Consider the following 16,398-nt stretch of genomic DNA (forward strand, 5'->3'; position numbering starts at 1 on the left):
GACCTTGCGCCGGGCCCCGGAAAGCGGTTCTGTCTTGCGACAACGATAGCACTTTTCTGGAGAGTGGCATGTTCAGGACCAATGTTTTGATGACGGCGCCGGTGATGGCGATTTTGATGTGTGGCACAGCGCAGGCGGCCCTGACGGCGGATCAGGTCTGGGCCGATCTGCAGGCTGCGGCAGTGTCGGGCGGGATGAAGATCACCGTGGCGACGGAAGTGCCGGGCGATGGGGAGCTGACGCTGAACGGCGTAACCATCACCCCCGACGGCAAACCCGCCATTGCCACCATTTCCGAAGTCTCGATTGTCGAGCAGGACGATGGCAGCGTGGCATTCTTCCCCGGCGAAATCCGGCTGGAAAACACCGGGCCGGGCAAGGTGACGATCACCCATGACGAGCTGTCGGTCAGCGCGTTCGAGGATGCGGGCGGGCTGGGCTATGGCTTTGATGCCGACAGCCTGACGGTTGCGGTCAATATCGTCGAAGGGGCCAATCTGTTTGACGGCACCTTCGACCTGATCGCCGCCGGGGGGCGCTATACCCGCGGCACCGATGCGCTAGGGCTGGAGATGTCGGCGGACCAGCTGGTCTATAACTTCACGCAGAAAGACCCGTCGCTTGGGATCGATTCCGTCAGCAGCAGCGACACCGCCGATCTGGCGCTGACCGGCGAGTTGACGTTGCCAGAAGGCATCAACCTGATGTCGTTGCAGGATACGCCTGCGTTCATCAGCGCGGTGCGCGCCGGGCTTGGCATCAGTTTTGAGGCGACCCAAGGTATTTCGACCGGCGAAGCGGTCGAGAACAACCCGATGATGCCGGTGAGCGTGGCCTATACCGCCGCGCCCGGCACCACCTCTGTCACCGCGAATGCGGATGTGTTTGATGTGTCCACCACTGTCGAAGGGCTGGACCTGACCCTGCGCCCGCCGATGGTGCCGATGCCGGTCACGGCCACCACCGGGGCCTTTGGCGTTGGGATGGCGATGCCGGTCACGACCGGGGAGGAGGCCGGGGAATACGGCTTGCAGATCACCATGGAAAATCTGGTGCTGGATGATGCGGCCTGGGGCATGATTGATGCAGGCAATGTGCTGGAGCATGGGCCGCTGGATGTGGCGCTGGATCTGGGCGGTCTGGTCAAGGTCGATGTGCTTGATCTGATGCTGGCGGGCGAAACCGGGGCACCTCCGGCCAGCACGCCGGAAATGCAGTCGCTGGATATCCGCACGCTGGCCATTCAGGCGCTGGGGGCCATGGCCACCGGCACCGGGTCGTTTACCTTTGACAATTCGATGGTGGCGATGGGCGGCCCGCCGCTGCCGGTCGGCACCGCCGATGTGCGGGTTGAAGGTGGCAACAAGCTGATCGACGGTCTGCTTGCGATGGGGGTTCTCACGCAGGAAGACGCGATGGGCGCGCGGATGATGATGGCGATGTTCGGCCAGCCTGCGGGGGAGGATGTGCTGACATCCAAGATCGAAGCGCGCGAAGGCGGGTCGATCTTTGTGAACGGCCAGCAGATCCAGTAAGCGGCGCTGCCGTTCGAAAGCTCAGACGCCCGCGCCATTCCCGGTGCGGGCGTCTTGCGTTGGATCGGCACCATCGGTGGCGCGGCGCAGTTCTTCCTTGATCTTCGCGGCCATGTAATCTGTGAACAGGCGCACCTTGGGGTCTTTCAGCCGCCGGTGCTGGCTGAGGCTGGACAGTTGCACCGAAATCGGCGGCGTTGCCGCTGCCACCGGCACCAGGGCCCCTGCGCGCAGATGATCGGCCACCTCGAACCGGGGTTTCATCACGATGCCGCGCCCGGCAAGCGCCCATTGGGTCAGCACATCACCGTCATCCGATTCGTAGGGTCCGGCGATTTCAAACCGGCGCGGGCCTTCCGGGGTGATCAGGGTCCACTGAAATTCCTTGGCCCCCGGATAGCGCAGGTTCAGACAATCATGCCGGTCGCGCAGCAGGGCGGTGCCGTCCTCGGGCATTCCACGCCGGGCAATGTAGGCGGGGGCGGCACAGAGCACCCGCTGACAATCGGCGATCAGCTGCACTTTCAGCGTGCTGTCATCCAGAATCCCCAGATGAAAGGCCACGTCGATGCCTTCGCTGACCACATCCACCCCCCGGTCTGACAGGCGCAGGCGCACTTCGATCTGCGGGTAAAGATCCTTGAACGTCGGCACATAGGGCGCGATGAGGCGCCGACCGATGCCAAGCGGGGCGGCCACAAAGATCGTGCCGCGCGGGTTTTGCGTGACATCCATCACCGCCGATTCCGCATCCTCGATCGACTCCAGAATCCGGATCGCACCGTCATAGAAGATGCGGCCATTCTCGGTCGGTTGCAGGCTGCGGGTGGTGCGGTTGAACAATCGCACGCCCAGATGCTTTTCCAGTTCCGATATCCGCGCCGAGGCCACGGCGGGCGAGGTGCGCTGATCACGCGCCGCCGCACTCATGCTGCTCAATTCATAGACACGGACAAACATGCGGATGGTGTTGACGTAGGACATCTGGGCACATCCCATTATACGGCGGCATTTGAAAGTGATGCGGTATTTCGCAGGATTAACAGAAGATGCCGCCTTGGTATAGCGTTTGCACCAAGAACAAGCAGGAGAGTGGGCGATGTATGATCTGGCGGTGATGTGGGAATGGGTCGAGATCGGCGTGCGCTGGCTGCATGTGATCACGGCCATCGCGTGGATCGGGTCGTCGTTCTATTTCGTGGCGCTGGACCTTGGCCTGCGCAAGACGCCGAGCCTGCCGCCGCTGGCGCATGGTGAGGAGTGGCAGGTGCATGGCGGCGGGTTCTATCACATCCAGAAATATCTGGTGGCCCCCGAGATGATGCCGGAGCATCTGACATGGTTCAAATGGGAAAGCTATGCGACCTGGCTGTCGGGGTTCGCCATGCTGGTGCTGGTCTATTATCTGGGGGCAGAGATGTTCCTGATAGATCCACAGGTGATGGATCTGGCGGTGTGGCAGGCGGTGGGGATTTCGCTCGCGTCGCTGGCCTTTGGCTGGCTGGTCTACAACACGCTGTGCCGGGCGTTTGTGAATGCCGATCAGACCGTGCTGATGGTGGCGCTGTTTGTGGTGCTGGTGGGGATGTCGTGGTTTTACACGCAGGTCTTCAGCGGCCGTGCGGCCCTGCTGCATCTGGGGGCGTTCACCGCCACGATCATGTCTGCGAATGTGTTCATGATCATCATGCCGAACCAGCGCATTGTGGTGGCCGATCTGAAGGCCGGGCGCAAGCCGGACCCGAAATACGGCAAGATCGCCAAGCAGCGCAGCACGCATAACAACTACCTGACGCTGCCGGTGATTTTCCTGATGCTGTCGAACCATTACCCGCTGATCTTTGCCACGCAGTATAACTGGATCATCGCGTCACTGGTGTTTCTGATGGGGGTCACCATCCGGCACTGGTTCAACACGCAGCACGCCCGCAAGGGCAGCCCGCACTGGACATGGGGGCTGACCGCCATTCTGTTCGTGCTGATCGCCTGGCTGTCCACCGCGCCCCTGCGCACGGTGCCGCAGCCCGAGGCGGCGCTGTCAGGCGCGGCCCTGCAGCACGCAGCGGCGGCGGGGTTTGACGATGTGGTCGGCATTGTGCAGGGCCGGTGCAGCATGTGCCACGCGGCAGAGCCGGTCTGGGACGGGATGCACTGGGCACCCAAGGGTGTGGTGCTGGAAACACCGGCGCAGATCGCGCATGAGGCGCGGCGCATCTACATGCAGGCCGGGGTCAGCCATGCGATGCCGCCGGGCAACCTGAGCTATATGGAACCCGAGGAACGCCTTGCCATCATCCGCTGGTTCCGCGCGGCGGGTCTGGGCGGGGTCGAGGGCTGACACCGCAACGCAAAAGGGCCGGGTCTGAACCCGGCCCTTTGCAGGTGTCACGGCAGGATCAGCCGTTCAGGCAGGACACCAGATTGGTCGCCAAAGCGCGCATCAGCGCGTCATAGGCATCCGGTCCGGGGTCTATCGTGCTGCCCGAAGGGTCGAGCGCCGGGCCGATGCGGGCCGTGGTGCCGTCTGCCATCTGGGTGACCAGTGCGGCATCGTGCTGCGCCTCGGGGAACAGGCACAGCGCGTCGCCACTGGCAACGGTTGCCGACAGGTCGCGCAGCCGCGCCGCACCCGGCGAGCTGGCATCGCCCAGCGCCACCGATCCGGCCACGGTCAACCCGTAATGGCTGGCGAAATAGCCGTAAGCGTCGTGATAGACCACAAAGGGCTTGTCCGCGACCGGGGCGAGCATGGCTGCAAGTTCGGCGTCAAGCGCGGCAAGCCGCGCCTTTGTCGCTTCGGCATTGGCGGCGTAAGTGGCCGCGTTTTCGGGGTCCAGCCGCGACAGCTCTGCCGCGATCACATCGGCCCAGACCGTTGCATTGGCCGGGTCCAGCCAGGCATGCGGGTCGACGCCGGTGTGGGAATGGCCTTCGTGATCGTGGTCATGCCCGGCGTGGTCATCTGCGGCTGCTTCTTCCGCGTGGTCGTCATGGTCATGATCGTGGCCCTCGGCGTGGTCATGGTCATGACCTTCGGCGTGGTCGTGGTCGTGATTATCGTGGCCGTGATCGTCTTCCGCATGGTCATCGTCGTGACCGTCCTCGCCATGATCATGCGCGCCGGTGTCGCCGTAATTCTGGCGGTGCGTGCCCGCCGCCGCCAGCAGGGCCACGCGCGGCACATCGGGCGACAGGCCATCGAGGGCGCGTTCCATCCACGGGGTCATTTCCGGCCCGATCCACAGGATCAGACCGGCATTGGCAAGGCTTGCGGCCTGACTTGGGCGCATCTGATAGCTATGGGCATTCGCGCCCCGGTCCAGCAGCAGCTCTGGCTGGCCCAGATCACCCATCACCTGTGCGGCAATCGACTGCACCGGCGGGATGTCCGTGACCACGCGCGGCACGTCGGCACGCGCGGGCAGGCCCGCAACAGACAGGGTCGTGCTGGCCAAGAGAAGAGATATGATATAACGCATGGGCAGACCTTTCTGAACGTTCTTGCTGGCCTTATGTATGTTATACTATAACCAGTCAACCCTACAGGACCCCGTCATGCCGCATGATCATGCCGACCACAGCCACACCGACGCGGAGTGCCCCGGCTGTGCCACGCCTGATCTGGCCTTTGCCAGCCATGACCATGCCCATTGCGCCGCCGATGTGCTGGCCCGGGCCGAAAGCCTGACCGCCGCCTCGGGTGCGCGGCTGACCCCGGTGCGCAGGCGCGTGCTGGAGATCTTGCTGGAAAACCACAAGGCGATGGGGGCCTATGATGTGCTGCAACGGCTGGCGGCGGATGGCTATGGCAACCAACCCCCCGTTGCCTATCGCGCGCTGGAGTTTCTGGTGGAGCATGGGCTGGTGCACCGCATCCGCCGGTTGAACGCCTTTGCCGCCTGCATGCACCCGGGTGAGGCGCATGCGCCGGCGTTTCTGATCTGCCGGTCCTGCGACGCGGTGGCCGAGGCGGCGGGAACCCCGGTGCGCGCCGCACTGGATACCGCTGCCGCCGCGCTGGGCTTTGTGATCGAGCGGTCGAACATCGAGGCGCTGGGCCTGTGCCCCGCCTGTCAGGCCAGCGCGCCATGAGCCTGATCTCTGCTGACCGCATCTGCGTCCGCTTTGGCGGGGCCGAGGTGCTGCATGACGTAACGGTTGCAGTGCAGCCGGGTGAGATTGTCACCATCGTCGGCCCGAACGGGTCGGGCAAGTCGACGCTGCTGCGCGCGCTGCTGGGCATTGTGCCGGTGGCACAGGGCCGGGTGCAGCGCGCGGCCGCACTGCGCATCGGCTATGTGCCGCAGCGTCTGGCGCTGGACCGCAGCCTGCCGATGACCGTGCGGCGGTTCCTGTCGCTGCCGGTGCGGGTCAGCGATGCGGCGGCGGGTCAGGCCCTCGCGCGGGTGGGCGTGCCGGATGTGAGCGCTTTGCAGATGGCCAGCCTGTCGGGCGGGCAGTTGCAGCGCGTGCTGCTGGCCCGCGCTTTGCTGGCCGATCCGCAGTTGCTGGTCCTGGACGAGCCGACGCAAGGGCTGGACCAGCCGGGCGAGGCCGGGTTTTACCAGCTGATCGAGGATGTGCGCGCCAGTTCCGGGGCGGCGGTGCTGATGGTCAGCCACGATCTGCATGTGGTGATGGCGGCGAGTGACCGGGTGATCTGCCTGAACGGGCATGTCTGCTGCGAAGGCACGCCGCATGTGGTGTCATCCGCCCCGGAATACCGCGCGCTGTTCGGATTGGGCACCCAAGGCGCGCTGGCGCTGTATCAGCACGTGCATGACCATGATCACATGCATGATCACAGCCACGACCACCCTCATAAACACGATCACACCCATGCTTGATGATTTCCTGACCCGCGCCGCCCTTGCCGGGGTAGGTCTTTCGCTTGCCACCGGGCCGTTGGGGTCTTTCGTGGTCTGGCGGCGGATGGCCTATTTCGGTGATGCCACCGCACATGCGGCCATTCTGGGCGTGGCCATGGCGCTTGCGACCGATTTGCCGGTGGGCTTCGGCATCATGGTGGTGTCGCTGGCGATGGCGGTGACTGTCGCCACGCTGGCGGCCAAGGGCTGGGCGATGGATACCACGCTGGGCGTGCTGGCCCATTCGGCGCTGGCCTTCGGTCTGGTCGCCGTGTCCTTTGTGCCGGGGGTGCGGACCGACCTGTCGGCCTGGCTGTTCGGTGATATCCTTGCCGTCAGCCGGGGCGATCTGGCCTTTGTCTGGGGCGGGGCGCTGGTGGTTCTGATGCTGCTGGCCTGGCGCTGGCAGGCGTTGCTGACCGCCACGCTGAATGAAGATCTGGCCCATGCCAGCGGGCTGAACCCCGACCGCGAGCGATTGGTGCTGACCATCGCACTGGCCATCGTGGTGGCGGTGGCGATCAAGGTGGTCGGCGCGCTGCTGATTGCCGCCATGCTGATCGTGCCCGCCGCCGCTGCCCGTGGCCTGTCGCGCACGCCCGAGGCGATGGCGGCGCTGGCGATTGTGATCGGTGCGGTTTCGGCGCTTGGCGGGCTGCAGCTTTCGCTGTGGCAGGACACGCCTGCGGGGCCGTCGATCATTGTGGTGGCCGCCGTGATCTTTGCAGCAACCACCGCATTCGGCAGGCGCATCGGGTCATAAACCTACCCCGACGAAAAAGGGCGGGCTGGCATATGCCAGCCCGCCCGATCAGACGGTGTCCGAGGCGTTACGCCCGGATCACATTTCGTAAGCAGGCAGCGCTTCGAGCTGTTCCTGCGTCATCGTCACGCGGAAGTGGTCAACCGACCCGTCGGCACCGCGCACAACGTTCAGAGCGTCGGCCCCAAGCGACACGCGCTTTTCGCCCATGCCGAGGAAGCCGCCGACATCAACCACCGCGCCGGTGATCACGCCATCAGCGCCGATCGCAACCGAGCTGACTTCGCCGACATCTTCATCGTTCGGGCCGACAACACGCTGGCCGATCAGGTCGGTTTCGGTCATCACGCTCAGGTCAGCCATTTCGCCGCCAGCCATGCCGGTCGATGGCATGTCGGTTGCAGCAGTGCCCGTGCCATCAGCCGGAGCCAGAGCCGGGTCGGTCACGTTCGGGTCAACCACAGCCGAACCGGCGGTGCCGCCAGCGGCCGGAGCCATTGCCGGATCGTTCAGGGCCGGGTCAGTGGTGCCCATGCCAGTGGTTCCCATCCCGTCGTTTGTCAGGGTTCCGTCATTGACCGGCTGTGCGGCGAAAACCATGTTCTCGTCGAACTCCGGCGCTGCTTCCAGCTCTGCCTGCGTGCCGTGGAACACGATGAAGTAGTCATCGGCGCTGTTCGAATCCGGCACCATCACAAGGTTGTCGAGCGACAGGGCAACGGTCTTCTGACCAATGCCAAGGAAGCCGCCGAAATCCACCAGTACGGCCTGTGCATCGCCGTTCATCGAGATGATCAGATCGGAGATGTCACCGGCATTCTGCCACTGAGCGTCCGCTGTGCTGAGCGCATCGAGAGGCATGGTCGACGTGTCCTGTTCGGTCACATAAACGGTCTTGCCAATGAAGTCAGAGGCGCGCACACCCTGATCAATACCTGCAAAGTATGGCGAGGTTGCATCCATGCCAGCGGTTCCGCCCATGCCAGCGGTGCCGTCCATGGTGCCAGCCGGAGCAGTGGTGCCGTCCATCGTGGTTCCAGCCGGTGCGGTGGTGCCATCAGCCGGCAGGGTCGTGTCCTGGGCAAAGGCCGGCATGGCCAAAGCCATCACCAGAGCGGTCGTTCCAAAGAGCTTTTTCATGGTCATCTCCTGTTAATGCAATGACGGCGAGGCGGTCAGTAGATCGGCCATCCTCTCTGCCGTCGGTATGAACAACAAACACGCTTGCCCCGGATATGTTCCGCAAAACGGTGCGATTTTGTTTTCAGGGTGTGCAAGGAACTTCTGCGCCGGTCAGGCGTTATGCGCGCCCGTTCCTTATGGCGTGCAGGTGCCGGTGTGCAGGTGCCGGGACAGCCCGGCACCTGCGGTTTCACGACAGTGCGACGCGCAATCCCGGTACATGGCGCACCACCAGCCGGTCCAGTACGATGATGCCAAGCATCAGCGCGCCGCCCAGCGGAAACAGCACGCCCAGCCCGACCACCACAGCCGCCGCCGTTTTCCAGAACGGCAGATCACGCGGGCGCGGGGGTGCGGCAAGCCGCAGCGCCCGCTCTGGCCGGCGCTTCCACCACATCACCAGACCTGACACCGGCAGAAAGATCATCGACAGGCAGAACAGCGTGTTCAACGCGATGTTCCATGCGCCCATGTCCCCTTCGTGAAACGCGATACCCCAGGCCATGGCGCGCGCATAGGCCGAGTAATCCGCGTAGCCCACATCGGCCAGCACATTTCCGGTATACTGGTCGATGTGCAGCGTGCGGTCGCGCCACGGGTCGTTGCCGTCGTTTGACATGCTGTCATGGCTGATGGTCCAGACGCCATCCGCGCCTTGCGGCAGGTTGAGCTGGAACCGTCCGGCAAAGCCAAGGGTGCGGGCAAAACCCACAACGCTGTCCAGATCCACCGGCGCGGTGATCGCCCGCTGCCCGACCAGCGCGCCTGACAGCGGCAGCGGTGTCTGTTCCAGCGCCCAGGGCACCTCTTTGGCAGCGCCATGGTTCATCGACGCATGGGTCGCATCCGACAGGGGGGCCGACCATTTCTCGGCCGGGAAGGTGTTCCAGGCCTGCACCATGCGCTCGCCCCAGACCCCGGCCCAGCTGAGCCCCGAGATCAGGAACACCAGCATCACCACCGACATCCAGATGCCGACAGCGCCGTGCAGCGATTTCCACCAGCCGCGCCCGCGCAGCGACAGGTCGGGCACCAGCATCTGCCGCAGCCCGGCCTTGCGCGGCCAGTGCAGATAAACCCCGCTGACCACCAGAAGGATGCCCAGACTGGCCGCCGCCTCGATCAGAGTATCGCCCAGATCGCCGATCAGCAGAGTGCCGTGGATGTCTTTGGCGAAATCATACCACCCGGCCCGCCAGGGGAAGGTATCCACGATGGCACCGCTGTAGGGGTCGATCACCACTGCTGTTGCGGTATCTGCGGCCGCAACCTTGAACACTGCCACACGGTCGGCAGCCAGGGGTTCCAGATATTGCTGCGCCACCCCTCCCGGCACCGCCGCTTCGGCCAGTGTCTGCAGCGCCGAGACCGCCATCGGCGCGCCTGATACCGGCACGATGCCGCGTTCGCCGTGGATGTCGCTCAGCGCGCTGATCCACAGCATGATCAGGCCGGTCACCGCCAGCATGATCAGGAACGGGATGACATAAAGCCCGGCGTAAAAGTGCCAGCGCCAGGCGATGAAATAGAAACGATGCGCGTCGGTGTGCGACGCGTCTTGCACGGGGACAGAACTCATTCTGCCGTCTCCTCGATCTGATTTCGACAAGTGGATTGACGGGAAAATCAGATCAGGGTCGGCGGGCCACGGGCATAAAGGCCGCGCGGGTCATGTGCGGGCTGCCACAGATCATCGGGCGCGGCGGGTGCCATCTGCACCGGCAGGTGCAGGGGCGGGCCGGGCAGGGGCTGGTCGACCAGGGGAACGGCCACCGCGATCCGCGCCCAGTCGCAGCGCCCGTCTTCGGGGGGCTGGTCCACGGGCTGGCCCGTGTTCAGGTCCATCACCACCTCGACCATGGCGCCATCCGCACAGATCACCATGCGCAAGGTGCCATCCGCGTCGCGCACGGGCATGAACCCCGGTGCGATCAGCGACAGCAGCAGGAACGGCACCAGCAGCAGGGTGCCGATGGCGCGGGTCAGAGGGGAACAGGACAGCGCATGCCGGATCATGCCGCGTGTGTGGGCAGTGCCGCGTGGTCTGTCAAGCTTGTGCCGCCTGCGGCCGATGTCGTTTTCGTCTGTCAAAGGTCGGGGGATCTTGCCCGTCTGCGTGCCGATCAGGCATTGATGGCGCAGACCGCAATTTGCCAACCCCAGTTCGCTAACCCCTGTCCCGGAGCAGCCCCCATGAAAACCCATGTCAAAGCGCTTGTTGTCGGCGGTGGTGCCGTTGGAAACGGTATTGCCTACCATCTGGCCAAGGCGGGCTGGGATACGATGCTGGTCGAACGCGACGAGCTGACGGCGGGATCGACCTGGCATGCTGCGGGCTTGCTCCCGTTGTTCAACATGTCTTATGCGACCACCCATATCCACAAATACTCGGTTGACCTCTACAAGGCGCTGGAGGCGGAAACCGGGCTGAACGCAGGTTTTGCCGTGGTGGGCAACTTGCGGATGGCGCAATGTCAGGACCGCATGGATGAATTCATGCTGTATTCCTCGGTGGCCGAAACCGCCGGGGTCTACCACGAATTCCTGACGCCCAAGGAAATGAAGGACCGCTGGCCCTTGCTGCGCACTGAAGATCTGGTCGGTGCGCTGTACCATCCGCAGGACGGCTACATCAACCCGGCCGATGTAACGCAGGCGATGGCCAAAGGGGCGCGGCAGTTCGGGGCGACCATCGAGCGCCGGATTCAAGTCAACGGCTACCGTTGGACCGGGTCGGAGTGGATCGTCACCTGCGCGCGCATGGTGGAACAGGGCGGCAATCTGGTCGCCAGCGAGGATACGTTCGAGATCACCGCAGAACATGTCGTCACCGCCACCGGCAACCACGCCCAACGCACCGCGCGGCTGTTGGGGGTGAAGCTGCCCGCGATCCCGGTAGAGCATCAGTATATCGTCACCGAACCCGATCCGGCACTGGTGGCCTGGCGCAAGGCGGGCAACCCGGAACACCCGGTGCTGCGCGACGCCGATGCCAAATGGTATGTGCGCGAGGAACGTGGCGGCTGGATTCTGGGGCCGTATGAGCGCAACGCGCCGGCCCGCTTCCTCTATGACGTGCCGCAAAGTTTCCGCGCTGACCTGTTCCCGCTGGATCTGGAGCGGATCGAGGCGGAATACATGTCGATGATCCACCGTCTGCCGTCATCTGAAACTGTGGGGCTGAAGGATGATTTCAACGGTCCGATCTGCTATACCCCGGACGGCAACCCGCTGGTCGGCCCGGTTCCGGGCCTGCGCAACATGTGGATCGCCGAAGGCTTCAGCTTTGGCATCACGGCGGCGGGCGGAACCGGCCACTACCTCGCGCAGCTGATGACCGAAGGTGAGGCCGAGATCGACATGGCGTCGCTCGACCCGCGCCGCTATGGCCAATGGATCACCACCGAATATTCTGCCCGCAAGAATGAGGAATGCTATGAGCACGTCTTCATCCTGCACCACCCGGATGAGGAACGCGAAGCCGCGCGCCCGCTGCGCACCGCGCCCGTGTATGACCGGCAAAAGGCGCTTGGCGCGCAGTTCGGGCAGGTGAACGGCTGGGAACGCCCGATCTATTACGGCCCCAAGGATGCGCCCGACGATTTCGATCACAACACGCGGTCGTTCCGGCGTGGTGCGTGGTGGCAATATGCGGTCGATGAGGCACGCGCCATCCGCGAAACCGCCGGGCTGATCGACGCCACCGCCTTTACCAAGCATCTGGTGCGCGGGCCGGGGGCGACGCAGTTCCTCGACTGGTTCACCTGCAACAAGTTGCCCGCGGTGGGCCGGATCAACCTGACCTATGCATTGACCCCCACCGGCACCACCCGCACCGAATACACCATCGTCCGGCTGGCGCAGGATGAGTATTATCTGGTGTCGGCAGGCGCATGGACCGATTACGACAGCGACTACCTGCGCAAATGCGCGCAGGATAAGGCCCCGGAATTTGGCCACATCGACATCCATGACGTGACCACGCAATGGGGCGTCTTCGCGCTGGCGGGGCCGAATGCGCGGCGGATTTTGCAAGAGATCGTCAAGGACGCCACCCCCGAAACCGTGCTGTCGAACAAGCGCTTTCCGTGGCTGACCATGCGCAACATCGAACTTGGCATGGTCCCGGTCCGCGCCATCCGCGTGGCCTATACCGGCGAACTGGGCTGGGAATTGCACCACCCCATCGAGATGCAACGCCACCTGTGGGAGTTGCTGCTGAAAGCGGGCGAGAAGCACGGCATGAAGCTGGTCGGCGCGCGGGCGCAGAACTGGCTGCGGCAGGAAAAATCCTACCGCGCCTTTGGCAATGAACTTGGCCGCGACGCGACCCCGCTGGAGGCGGCGCTGGACCGCTTTGTCGATCTGTCAAAAGAGTTTCAGGGCAAAGAGGCGATGCTGGCCACCGGCATCCGCTCGAAATGCTGCACGCTGCTGATCGACGGCCCTTCGGATTGCGACCCATGGGGCAAAGAGGCGTTGCTGCTGAACGGCGAGAAAATCGGTCGCCTGACCTCGGGCGGCTATTCGGTCGCCTTTGGCAAGCAGATCGGCATGGGCTACGTCCGCCCCGATCTGGCCGAGGTGGGCACAAAGCTGAAGGTCAAGATGATGCTGCAGGAATGGGACGCGGTGGTGGTTGAGGACAGCCCGTTTGACCCCGCCAACGCCCGCATCCGGATGGATGGCTGACACCCCGGGGCGCGGCCCCCGGAGTACTTGGGGCAGGATGAAACCCGGATGCTCTTCATCTTGACAAAAATACTCCGGGGTCCGGGGCAGAGCCCCGGGGGTGACATCCGCGCAAGCGTCTCAGCGATGAGTGCGCCGGGCCAGCCAGTCGCGCCACTCTGCCGGTGATCCGGCAAACACGTTCAGGTCGCCATCGCCCGCCTTGCCCGGAATCTGCCCGGTGCCGGAGTATTGCCAGAAGGTCCAGCGCGTGCCCGGATAGACCTTTGACGGGTGGTTGGCGACAGAGCGGACCCAGAATTCCACCCCGCGCAGCCGCCACAATTCATGCGAGGCAAAGATGTCGGGGCTGACGTAGACCAGCGGCATCTGGCCGTAATGGCGCGCGACGGTGTCGATGAACACCTGCGCCTCGGACAGCAGTTCCGCCTGCGGCGGGCGCCGCGTGCAGGTGGGGGAAAACGGTGTCCATTCAAGATCGAGGACCGGCGGCAGGGCGCCAGCAGCCTTTGGCACGCGGCGGATGAAGTTCAGCGCCTGTGCCCGGCCCGGCGCGCAGTGGTACCAGAAGTGATAGGCGCCGGTCGCCACCCCGGCGGCGCGGGCGGCATTCCAGTGGGCCTGGAACATCGGGTCGGCGTCATCGGCCCCTTCGGTCGCCTTGATGAAGGTGAAGTTGATGCCATTTGCCCGCGCCGTGGCCCAATCCACCGGCGGCTGATAGCGCGAGGTGTCGGTGCCATGCACCGCATAGGCGGATGGCGCGCGCCCGTCCCATGGGTGCGGCTTGCGGTCGCCGAAATTCGGCGCGGTGACAACGCCCGTCACGGCGGCGGCGGCCGGGGCGCGGTGCTGCATGGTGGCAAGGCGCGGGCCGCCACAGGCGGACAGCATCAGCGCGGCGACAAGGAGAATGGCGTATTTCATCGCGCAACTTTGCCGCAAGGCAGGTGCCGTGTCATCCCTGCAAATCTGGGCAACGCCGCCGCCGCTGGCCGAAATCCGCCGACCCTTGGTCAGCCCCCGAACCGCCCCGGCGACAGCGCCTGCACCAGATCGGCCCCAAGGTCCGGCGCGCGGCCCGTGATCAGATCGGCGGCAAGCTGGCTGGCCGCCGGGCAGGACTGGAAGCCCTGACCGCCCTGACCTGCCAGCCAGAAGAACGACGCCTCGCGCACATCAGCCCCGATCACCAGCGCGCGGTCGGGCGCAAAGGTGCGCAGACCCGCCCAGTTCGACACCAGCCGGGTGACGGGGGTGGTCACCATCTCCTCATAGCGCGCCAGACCCTCGGCCAGCACCATGTCATCGGCCCAGGCATCCTGCGGCTCCATGCCGTGTTCTTCGGCGGGCGAGACGATCAGCGCCCCGGCATCGGGCTTGGCATACCACGCCTCACCCGCGCCAAAGAGCATCGGCCAGCGCGACACATCAAGACCGCCGGGGGCCGGAATGCGCGCCATCGACCGGCGATAGGGCGTAAAGCCCAGGGGCTGCACCCCTGCCATCTGCGCCACAGCGTCGACCCATGCCCCGGCGGCATTGACCAGCACCCCTGCCGTGGCCGGCCCCTGTGCGGTGCTCAGATGCCACCGCCCGTCATGACGGCGGATCGCCGTCACCGCCGCCCCGGTGCGAAGCACCGCCCCCGCCGCGCGGGCGGTGCGGGCAAAGCCCTGCAGCAGCAGATCGGTGTCGATATCCCATGCCTCGGGCGAATAGGCTGCCATTGCCACGCTGTCGGGGTTCAGCACCGGCACCATCGCGATGGCCTCGGCCAAGGTCACCGGCTCCAGCCCCATCGCTGCCGACTCCGCCGGAAAGCTGGCGGCATCCCCGCTCTTGCCCACCATCATCAGCCCGCGCGGGGCCAGCACGCCGGGCGTGTCGTTGAAAAATGCGCCCGAGGCCAGCGACAATTCCACCACCGCCGGGCTGCCATAGCGCGGTTCATACAGTGCCGCTGACCGGCCCGAGGCGTGATGCGCCAGCACAGGCTCTGCCTCCAGCAGCAGGACAGAGGCATGGGGGGAAAGCCGCGCCGCCAGCGACACCCCGGCAATGCCGCCACCAATGATCACAACATCCGCATCCATCGCCCGCATCTCCTGTCAGACCGTCCGACCCCCTGATACCGGGCGCGCGGGCCAAAGGGCAGTCCTTCAACGCTCTGTCACGCATAAAAAAGGCCCGCGCGGTGCGCGGGCCTTTTCCGGTTCAGACCCTCAGGTCACTGCGGGATGGCACCCGTGATGCCTTCGATGTAGAAGTTCATCCCCAGCAACTCGCCATCCGGCGCAACCGCGCCCTCGGCCAGCCACTCGGAGCCATCCTGCTTGTTGATCGGCCCGGTGAACGGGTGATAGGTGCCGGCTGCGATGGCGTCGCGCATCGCTTCGGCCTCTGCCTTCAGCTCAGCCGGGATCGCATCGGTGATCTCGCCGATCTCGACCTCGCCTTCGGGAATGCCGGCCCAGCTGTCGACCTGCTCATAAGTGCCGTCCAGCAGCTCGCCGACCCGCTTCACGTAATAGGGGGCCCAGTTGTCGATGATCGACGACACGCGTGGGCTTGGCTTGTAATCGGCCATGTCGGACGCCTGACCAAAGCCGATCACCGCGCCATTCGTCTTGGCCGCTTCGGCCAGCGGTGCGGTGGAATCGGTGTGGCTGGCGATCACGTCCACGCCTTGATCGATCAGCGCCTTGGCAGAATCGGCCTCTTTCGCCGGGTCAAACCATGTGAAGGCCCAGACCACCGACAGTTCCACATCCGGGTTCACCTTCTTGGCGTGCAGGTAGTAGCTGTTGATGCCCATCACCACTTCGGGGATCGGGAAGGACCCGATATAGCCGATCTTGTTGGTCTTGGTCATCTTGCCGGCAATATGGCCCTGAATGGCGCGGCCTTCGTAGAAGCGGGCATTGTAGGTCGACACGTTGGCATGGTCACGCTTGTAGCCGGTGGCATGTTCGAACTTGATGTCGGGGAATTTGGCCGCGACCGTGTTGGTGGGGTCCATATAGCCGAAGGATGTGGTGAAGATGATGTTGCAACCCGACAGCGCCATCTGGGTCAGCACCCGTTCGGAATCGGCGCCTTCGGGCACGTTTTCCTGATAGGCGATTTCGACCTTGTCGCCATAGGTTTCCACCAGTTCCAGCGCGCCCTGATGGTGCTGATAGGTCCAGCCCAGATCGCCGATCGGACCCACATAGATGAAGCAGGCCTTGACCTTGTCCATGCCCTGCGCGCTTGCGCCGCCGCCGAAGGCAAGGCCAAGACCCAGTGCTGCCGTGGCAAGAAGTGTTCTGCGATTCATTGTCGTCTCCCTGAAGGGTGCCGTTGACCGGCCCCG

At 64.7% G+C, this 16,398-nt stretch carries 14 protein-coding genes; 6 read left to right on the top strand and 8 right to left on the bottom strand.

Annotated elements, in window-relative coordinates; all coding sequences use genetic code 11:
• The first annotated feature begins 68 nt into the window (after nucleotides 1-68).
• Entirely contained in the window at nucleotides 69-1,535 is a 1,467-nt protein-coding gene (locus Q7J44_RS13530; protein ID WP_304880693.1) for a hypothetical protein, read from the top strand.
• A 21-nt stretch (nucleotides 1,536-1,556) separates the two neighbouring features.
• Here Q7J44_RS13530 and Q7J44_RS13535 read toward each other — a convergent pair whose 3' ends face one another.
• A complete protein-coding gene (locus Q7J44_RS13535) occupies nucleotides 1,557-2,519 on the bottom strand; it encodes a LysR family transcriptional regulator (protein WP_304880694.1) in 963 nt (320 codons plus the stop codon).
• A 115-nt stretch (nucleotides 2,520-2,634) separates the two neighbouring features.
• On the opposite strand from Q7J44_RS13535, the gene Q7J44_RS13540 reads away from it, so the two are divergent.
• On the top strand, nucleotides 2,635-3,873 hold the full coding sequence (locus tag Q7J44_RS13540; protein ID WP_304880696.1) for a urate hydroxylase PuuD: 1,239 nt from the start codon (nucleotides 2,635-2,637) through the stop codon (nucleotides 3,871-3,873).
• A gap of 58 nt (nucleotides 3,874-3,931) precedes the next feature.
• Here Q7J44_RS13540 and Q7J44_RS13545 read toward each other — a convergent pair whose 3' ends face one another.
• Entirely contained in the window at nucleotides 3,932-5,014 is a 1,083-nt protein-coding gene (locus Q7J44_RS13545) for a zinc ABC transporter substrate-binding protein (RefSeq protein WP_304880698.1), read from the bottom strand.
• A gap of 76 nt (nucleotides 5,015-5,090) precedes the next feature.
• On the opposite strand from Q7J44_RS13545, the gene Q7J44_RS13550 reads away from it, so the two are divergent.
• Genes Q7J44_RS13550 through Q7J44_RS13560 form a run of 3 tightly spaced genes read left to right on the top strand, consistent with a single transcriptional unit; the run spans nucleotide 5,091 to nucleotide 7,166 of the window.
• Nucleotides 5,091-5,627, top strand: coding sequence for a Fur family transcriptional regulator (locus Q7J44_RS13550; protein ID WP_304880699.1), 537 nt, complete (start codon nucleotides 5,091-5,093; stop codon nucleotides 5,625-5,627).
• Nucleotides 5,624-6,382 (top strand): metal ABC transporter ATP-binding protein, encoded by a 759-nt coding sequence (locus Q7J44_RS13555; protein ID WP_304880701.1) that lies wholly within the window; start codon nucleotides 5,624-5,626, stop codon nucleotides 6,380-6,382. The genes Q7J44_RS13550 and Q7J44_RS13555 overlap by 4 nt, the downstream gene beginning before the upstream one ends.
• A complete protein-coding gene (locus tag Q7J44_RS13560; RefSeq protein ID WP_304880703.1) occupies nucleotides 6,375-7,166 on the top strand; it encodes an iron chelate uptake ABC transporter family permease subunit in 792 nt (263 codons plus the stop codon). The genes Q7J44_RS13555 and Q7J44_RS13560 overlap by 8 nt, the downstream gene beginning before the upstream one ends.
• A gap of 78 nt (nucleotides 7,167-7,244) precedes the next feature.
• Here the strand turns inward: Q7J44_RS13560 and Q7J44_RS13565 are convergent, their stop codons facing one another.
• The 3 genes from Q7J44_RS13565 to Q7J44_RS13575 form a co-directional block, all read right to left on the bottom strand.
• Nucleotides 7,245-8,306 (bottom strand): PRC-barrel domain-containing protein, encoded by a 1,062-nt coding sequence (locus Q7J44_RS13565; RefSeq protein WP_304880705.1) that lies wholly within the window; start codon nucleotides 8,304-8,306, stop codon nucleotides 7,245-7,247.
• A gap of 232 nt (nucleotides 8,307-8,538) precedes the next feature.
• Nucleotides 8,539-9,927, bottom strand: a complete 1,389-nt coding sequence (locus tag Q7J44_RS13570) for a PepSY domain-containing protein (RefSeq protein WP_304880706.1) — start codon at nucleotides 9,925-9,927, stop codon at nucleotides 8,539-8,541.
• 47 nt (nucleotides 9,928-9,974) lie between these two features.
• On the bottom strand, nucleotides 9,975-10,364 hold the full coding sequence (locus Q7J44_RS13575; protein ID WP_304880707.1) for a hypothetical protein: 390 nt from the start codon (nucleotides 10,362-10,364) through the stop codon (nucleotides 9,975-9,977).
• A 177-nt stretch (nucleotides 10,365-10,541) separates the two neighbouring features.
• Between Q7J44_RS13575 and Q7J44_RS13580 the strand changes: the two genes are divergently transcribed.
• Nucleotides 10,542-13,040 carry an FAD-dependent oxidoreductase gene (locus tag Q7J44_RS13580; RefSeq protein ID WP_304880708.1) on the top strand — a complete coding sequence of 833 codons (2,499 nt, stop codon included), beginning with the start codon at nucleotides 10,542-10,544 and terminating at the stop codon, nucleotides 13,038-13,040.
• A gap of 120 nt (nucleotides 13,041-13,160) precedes the next feature.
• Here the strand turns inward: Q7J44_RS13580 and Q7J44_RS13585 are convergent, their stop codons facing one another.
• The 3 genes from Q7J44_RS13585 to Q7J44_RS13595 form a co-directional block, all read right to left on the bottom strand.
• Nucleotides 13,161-13,967, bottom strand: coding sequence for a GH25 family lysozyme (locus tag Q7J44_RS13585; protein ID WP_304880709.1), 807 nt, complete (start codon nucleotides 13,965-13,967; stop codon nucleotides 13,161-13,163).
• Between the two features lie 89 nt (nucleotides 13,968-14,056).
• Nucleotides 14,057-15,136 carry an FAD-binding oxidoreductase gene (locus tag Q7J44_RS13590; protein ID WP_304880711.1) on the bottom strand — a complete coding sequence of 360 codons (1,080 nt, stop codon included), beginning with the start codon at nucleotides 15,134-15,136 and terminating at the stop codon, nucleotides 14,057-14,059.
• Between the two features lie 134 nt (nucleotides 15,137-15,270).
• Nucleotides 15,271-16,362 (bottom strand): BMP family ABC transporter substrate-binding protein, encoded by a 1,092-nt coding sequence (locus tag Q7J44_RS13595; protein WP_304880713.1) that lies wholly within the window; start codon nucleotides 16,360-16,362, stop codon nucleotides 15,271-15,273.
• Nucleotides 16,363-16,398 lie beyond the last annotated feature (36 nt).

It is taken from the genome of Pseudotabrizicola sp., assembly GCF_030656345.1.
GTDB lineage: Bacteria > Pseudomonadota > Alphaproteobacteria > Rhodobacterales > Rhodobacteraceae > Pseudotabrizicola.

Bases quoted from the DNA above. Each gene is read 5' to 3' on its own strand.
- Q7J44_RS13535 (WP_304880694.1), bottom strand. From the start codon at position 2,519: ATGTCCTACGTCAACACCATCCGCATGTTTGTCCGTGTCTATGAATTG.
- Q7J44_RS13580 (WP_304880708.1), top strand. From the start codon at position 10,542: ATGAAAACCCATGTCAAAGCGCTTGTTGTCGGCGGTGGTGCCGTTGGA.
- Q7J44_RS13570 (WP_304880706.1), bottom strand. From the start codon at position 9,927: ATGAGTTCTGTCCCCGTGCAAGACGCGTCGCACACCGACGCGCATCGT.
- Q7J44_RS13530 (WP_304880693.1), top strand. From the start codon at position 69: ATGTTCAGGACCAATGTTTTGATGACGGCGCCGGTGATGGCGATTTTG.
- Q7J44_RS13595 (WP_304880713.1), bottom strand. From the start codon at position 16,362: ATGAATCGCAGAACACTTCTTGCCACGGCAGCACTGGGTCTTGGCCTT.
- Q7J44_RS13545 (WP_304880698.1), bottom strand. From the start codon at position 5,014: ATGCGTTATATCATATCTCTTCTCTTGGCCAGCACGACCCTGTCTGTT.
- Q7J44_RS13555 (WP_304880701.1), top strand. From the start codon at position 5,624: ATGAGCCTGATCTCTGCTGACCGCATCTGCGTCCGCTTTGGCGGGGCC.
- Q7J44_RS13590 (WP_304880711.1), bottom strand. From the start codon at position 15,136: ATGGATGCGGATGTTGTGATCATTGGTGGCGGCATTGCCGGGGTGTCG.
- Q7J44_RS13585 (WP_304880709.1), bottom strand. From the start codon at position 13,967: ATGAAATACGCCATTCTCCTTGTCGCCGCGCTGATGCTGTCCGCCTGT.
- Q7J44_RS13540 (WP_304880696.1), top strand. From the start codon at position 2,635: ATGTATGATCTGGCGGTGATGTGGGAATGGGTCGAGATCGGCGTGCGC.
- Q7J44_RS13550 (WP_304880699.1), top strand. From the start codon at position 5,091: ATGCCGCATGATCATGCCGACCACAGCCACACCGACGCGGAGTGCCCC.
- Q7J44_RS13560 (WP_304880703.1), top strand. From the start codon at position 6,375: ATGCTTGATGATTTCCTGACCCGCGCCGCCCTTGCCGGGGTAGGTCTT.
- Q7J44_RS13565 (WP_304880705.1), bottom strand. From the start codon at position 8,306: ATGAAAAAGCTCTTTGGAACGACCGCTCTGGTGATGGCTTTGGCCATG.
- Q7J44_RS13575 (WP_304880707.1), bottom strand. From the start codon at position 10,364: ATGATCCGGCATGCGCTGTCCTGTTCCCCTCTGACCCGCGCCATCGGC.